Origin of the sequence: Geodermatophilus sp. CPCC 205506 (assembly GCF_051383635.1) — a bacterium.
Lineage (GTDB): Bacteria > Actinomycetota > Actinomycetes > Mycobacteriales > Geodermatophilaceae > Geodermatophilus.
The window spans coordinates 1-4,932 of the sequence record NZ_JALPKP010000102.1 but is presented as its reverse complement, the minus strand read 5'-3'; the positions used below and the strand labels follow the sequence as shown (position 1 = coordinate 4,932).

At 72.3% G+C, this 4,932-nt stretch carries 4 protein-coding genes and 1 pseudogene; 3 read left to right on the top strand and 2 right to left on the bottom strand.

Annotated elements, in window-relative coordinates; translation table 11 throughout:
* Together MY520_RS27720 and hpf are read left to right on the top strand one after the other, a co-directional pair.
* A pseudogene (locus tag MY520_RS27720) lies at positions 1–429 on the top strand (ComF family protein); the annotation flags it as partial.
* Positions 430–467: 38 nt separating this feature from the next.
* Positions 468–1,145: a ribosome hibernation-promoting factor, HPF/YfiA family gene (hpf, locus tag MY520_RS27715; protein ID WP_436695920.1), complete on the top strand. Its 678-nt coding sequence runs from the start codon at positions 468–470 to the stop codon at positions 1,143–1,145.
* Between the two features lie 45 nt (positions 1,146–1,190).
* Here the strand turns inward: hpf and MY520_RS27710 are convergent, their stop codons facing one another.
* Positions 1,191–1,811, bottom strand: a complete 621-nt coding sequence (locus MY520_RS27710; protein WP_436695919.1) for a GNAT family N-acetyltransferase — start codon at positions 1,809–1,811, stop codon at positions 1,191–1,193.
* A 10-nt stretch (positions 1,812–1,821) separates the two neighbouring features.
* Positions 1,822–2,214, bottom strand: a complete 393-nt coding sequence (locus tag MY520_RS27705) for a pyridoxamine 5'-phosphate oxidase family protein (RefSeq protein ID WP_436695918.1) — start codon at positions 2,212–2,214, stop codon at positions 1,822–1,824.
* Between the two features lie 59 nt (positions 2,215–2,273).
* On the opposite strand from MY520_RS27705, the gene secA reads away from it, so the two are divergent.
* Positions 2,274–4,932 (top strand): preprotein translocase subunit SecA (gene secA / locus MY520_RS27700; protein WP_436695917.1); only part of this gene is annotated, 2,659 nt, incomplete at its 3' end.

The following is a 4,932-nucleotide window of genomic DNA, read 5'->3' as shown; positions in this document are numbered from 1 at the left end:
TGGCCCCCGACTTGGGCGCGCGCCCGCGACCACGTCCGGGAGCTGACCGGCCGGGCGGTGGCCGAGCTGCGGGCGGCCGGGGTGCCGGCGGCCGAGGCGCGGCTGCTGCGCCGCACCGGGCGGGCGCGGGACTCCGCCGGGCTGTCGGTGGCGCAGCGCCGGGCGAACCTGGCCGGCACGTTCGCGCTGCGGCCGGGCACGCCGGCGCTGCCCGCGGACGCCGTGCTGGTGGTCGTCGACGACGTCGTGACCAGCGGCGCGACGCTGGCCGAGGCGGCGGCCGTGCTGGCTCCAGCCGCAGCACCGGACGGCCCGCCGGTGCTGGCCGCGGTGGTCGCGGCGACGCCGCGGCCGGTGCCCGCAGCGCGGCGGGAAACGGACCGGACAGGCCCACAAGGTCGACTGTCGGGACCACCCAACGGCGACTAGCGTGGAGCCGATCACAGCCCGTCCTACCGGGAGGTCTCATGGAGATCGTGGTCCGTGGCCGCAACGTCGAAGTCCCCGAGCACTATCGACAGCACGTCGAGGACAAGGTCGGTCAGCTCGAGCGGTTCGACGGCAAGTTGAAGATCCTCCGCGTCGACGTGGAGCTCTTCCACGAGAAGAACCCGCGCCAGTCCGCGCAGTGCCAGCGGGTGGAGATCACGCTCCGGGGCAAGGGCCCCGTCGTCCGGGCGGAGGCCAGCGCCCCGGACTTCTACGCCGCCCTGGATCTCGCCACGGGCAAGCTCGACCACCGGTTGCGCAAGGCGGCCGACCGTCGCCGTGTGCACCACGGCCGGCGGACCCCGGCCAGCGTCCGGGTCGGCGGTGGCGGCGCCGAGACCGACGTCCTCGAGTCCTTCGAACGGGACCGCCAGCTCGCCGAGGGGTCGCACGTCACCGACCTCGACGAGCACCTGCCCGGACGGGTCGTCCGGGAGAAGCACCACCCCGCCACCCCGATGCACGTCGACCAGGCCCTCCACGAGATGGAGCTGGTCGGCCACGACTTCTACCTCTTCATGTGCGCCGACACCGGTCAGCCGACCGTGGTCTACCGCCGGCACGCCTACGACTACGGGCTGATCCGGCTCGTGGACGCGCCGCTCAACGGAAAGCTCGAGCAGCAGCCCGCCCAGCCCGCGGCGGCGCCACTCTGACTCCCGGGCGGGCGGGGCGCACCAGACGCCCCGCCCGCCCGCTCCTCAGTCGCCGGCCACCCGGCCGAACAGCACTGCGTCCCCGCGGGTGCCGTCCCGCCGGTCCAGGCAGGAGCGCACCACGCCCTCCCGGGTGAAGCCGGCCCGCACCGCGACCGCCTGCGAGGCGGTGTTGTCCACGTCGGCGACCAGGTGGACCCGCGGCGCCCCGAGCCCCAGCGCCCACCCGGCCAGCGCGGCGGCGGCCTCGGCGGCGTACCCGCGGCCACGGGCCCACGGCGCGATCCAGTAGCCGATCTCGGGGCCGAACCGCCCGTCCCGCAGGTGCACCCCACCCGACCCCACGAGCTCGCCGTCGGCCTCGACGACGACCGGCAGCCCACGGCCCTCGGCCCGCTCCCGCGGCGCGACGTCGGTGACCCAGGCCCGGGCGTCCTCGCGGGTGTACGGGAGGGGTATCGCGGTGATCCAGCGCTGGATCTCCGGGTCCTGGCAGGCCCGCAGGACGTCGTCCACGTCCTCGGGGCGGTGCGGACGCAGCACCAGGCGGTCGGTGCGCACCACCTCGGTCGGCAGGTCGACGTCGGTCAGCGAGAGGACGCCGGCCCCCTCACCGCTCGCACGCTCGCGGCGAGCCTCCGGCCGGGGCCGAGGAGTCGATGGCATGCAGCGATGATCAGGCGTTGCCCAGGACGCGGTCCACCGAGATCTCCAGCACCACGCGGGCCGGGTTCTCCCGCGGCGTGCGGTACCGCCTGGCGTAGCGCTGCTCGGCGTCGGCGACCGCGTCGCGGTCCGCGCGCACCACCGCCGTCCCCTCGAGGGTCACCCACCGGCGCCCGTCGACCTGGCAGACCGCGACCCGCGACCGCCCCGCGCGCACGTGGCCGGCCTTGGCCGACGCCCCGGAGGTGATGACGCGGGCGGTGCGGGTGGCCGCGTCGTAGGTCACACCCACCGGGACGACGTGCGGGCTGCCGTCGGCCCGGAGTGTGGTGAGCGTCGCGAGGTGCCGTTCGGTGAGGAAGGTGAGCAGGCCGGGGCCCAGGTTGTCCAGGTCGTGCGCCACCCGGGGATTGTGGCGGTCAACGGGAGGCACCGCCACGCACGCCGCCTACGCTGGGGTACGTGGTGTTCTCGAAGATCCTGCGAGCCGGTGAGGGCAAGCTCCTCCGACGACTGAACAAGATCGCCGATGCGGTCGAGTCGCTGGCGGACGACGTCGTCGACCTCACCGACGCGGAGCTGCGGGCCAAGACCGACGAGTTCAAGCAGCGCCTGGAGGAGGGGGAGACCCTCGACCACCTCCTGCCCGAGGCCTTCGCCGTCGTCCGTGAGGCCGCCACCCGCACCCTCGGCCAGCGGCACTTCCGGGTCCAGATCATGGGCGGGGCCGCGCTGCACCTGGGCAACATCGCCGAGATGCGCACCGGTGAGGGCAAGACGCTCACCGGCGTCCTGCCGGCCTACCTCAACGCGCTGACCGGCAACGGCGTGCACGTCGTCACGGTCAACGACTACCTGGCCAAGCGCGACGCCGAGTGGATGGGGCGGGTGCACCGCTTCCTCGGCCTGTCCGTCGGCACGATCCTCTCCGGGGAGCGGCCGGCGCACCGTCGCGAGCAGTACGCCTGCGACATCACCTACGGCACGAACAACGAGTTCGGCTTCGACTACCTGCGCGACAACATGGCCTGGAGCAAGGCCGACCTGGTGCAGCGCGGCCACCACTACGCCGTCGTCGACGAGGTCGACTCGATCCTCATCGACGAGGCCCGCACCCCGCTGATCATCAGCGGCCCGGCCGAGCAGAGCGCCAAGTGGTACGGCGAGTTCGCGCGGATCGCCCCGCTGCTCGAGCGCGACGTCCACTACGAGGTGGAGGAGGCCAAGCGCACGGTCGCCATCACCGAGGAGGGCGTGGAGTTCGTCGAGGACCAGCTCGGCATCGAGAACCTCTACGAGGCGGTCAACTCGCCGCTGATCAGCTACCTCAACAACGCGCTCAAGGCCAAGGAGCTCTACCACCGCGACCAGCAGTACATCGTCACCAACGGCGAGGTGCTGATCGTCGACGAGTTCACCGGCCGCGTCCTGGCCGGCCGGCGCTACAACGAGGGCATGCACCAGGCCATCGAGGCCAAGGAGAAGGTGCAGATCAAGGACGAGAACCAGACCCTCGCCACGATCACGCTGCAGAACTACTTCCGGCTCTACGAGAAGCTCTCCGGGATGACTGGCACCGCCCAGACCGAGGCGGCCGAGCTCTCCCAGACCTACAAGCTGGGCGTCGTCCCCATCCCGACGAACCGGCCGATGATCCGCGAGGACCGCTCTGACGTCATCTACAAGACCGAGCAGGCGAAGTTCGACGCGGTCATCGAGGACATCGCCGAGCGGAACGAGAACGGCCAGCCGGTGCTGGTCGGCACCGCGAGCGTCGAGAAGTCCGAGGTCCTGGCCAAGCTGCTGCTGCGCCGCGGCATCCCGCACGAGGTGCTCAACGCGAAGAACCACGCGCGTGAGGCGCACATCGTGGCCCAGGCCGGGCGGCTCGGTGCGGTCACCGTGGCGACCAACATGGCCGGCCGCGGTACCGACATCCAGCTCGGCGGGAACCCCGAGTTCATCGCCGACGAGGAGCTGCGGGCCCGCGGCCTGTCGCCGTCGGAGACCCCGGAGGAGTACGAGGCCGCCTGGGACGACGCGCTGGCCAAGGCCAAGGAGCAGGTGAAGGCCGAGCACGAGCAGGTCACCGAGGCCGGCGGGCTGTACGTGCTGGGCACCGAGCGGCACGAGAGCCGCCGGATCGACAACCAGCTGCGCGGCCGCTCCGGCCGGCAGGGCGACCCCGGCGAGTCGCGGTTCTACCTGTCGCTGGGCGACGACCTGATGCGCCGGTTCAACGGCCCGATGCTCGAGTCGATGATGACCACGCTGCGGGTGCCCGACGACCAGCCGATCGAGTCGAAGATGGTCACCCGCGCCATCCGCTCGGCGCAGACGCAGGTCGAGCAGCAGAACTTCGAGGTCCGCAAGGACGTCCTGAAGTACGACGAGGTGCTCAACCGCCAGCGCACCGTCATCTACGACGAGCGGCGCAAGGTGCTCGACGGTGAGGACCTGCACGAGCAGGTGCGGGCGATGGTCGACGACGTCATCGGCGCCTACGTCGACGGCGCGACCGAGACCGGCTACGCCGAGGACTGGGACCTCGAGCAGCTGTGGACCGGCCTCAAGGCGCTCTACCCGGTCGGCCTGACCATCGACGAGCTGCTGGCGGACAAGGCCGACGGGGAGCAGGCCGCGCTGTCAGCCGACGTCCTCAAGGAGGCGCTGCTGGACGACGTCCACCGCGCCTACGAGGAGCGCGAGGCCGCGCTGGGCTCGGAGGTCATGCGGGAGCTCGAGCGGCGGGTGCTGCTGTCGGTGCTGGACCGCAAGTGGCGCGAGCACCTCTACGAGATGGACTACCTGCGGGCCGGCATCCACCTGCGCGCGATGGCCAACCGCGACCCGGTCGTGGAGTACCAGCGCGAGGGCTACGACATGTTCAGGCAGATGCTCGACGGCATCAAGGAGGAGTCGGTCGGCTTCCTGTTCAACCTGGAGGTCAAGACCAAGGAGCAGCAGGAGGCCGAGGCCCGGGCCAAGCAGGCCGAGGCGGAGGCGAAGGCCCTGGCCGCCGCACAGCAGGGGACGGCGCGGGTGCTGGCCCGCCAGGCCGCGGCTGCCCAGGCGGCCGCCGCTGCCCCGCCCGCCGCCCCGGCCGCGCCGGCTGCTCCCG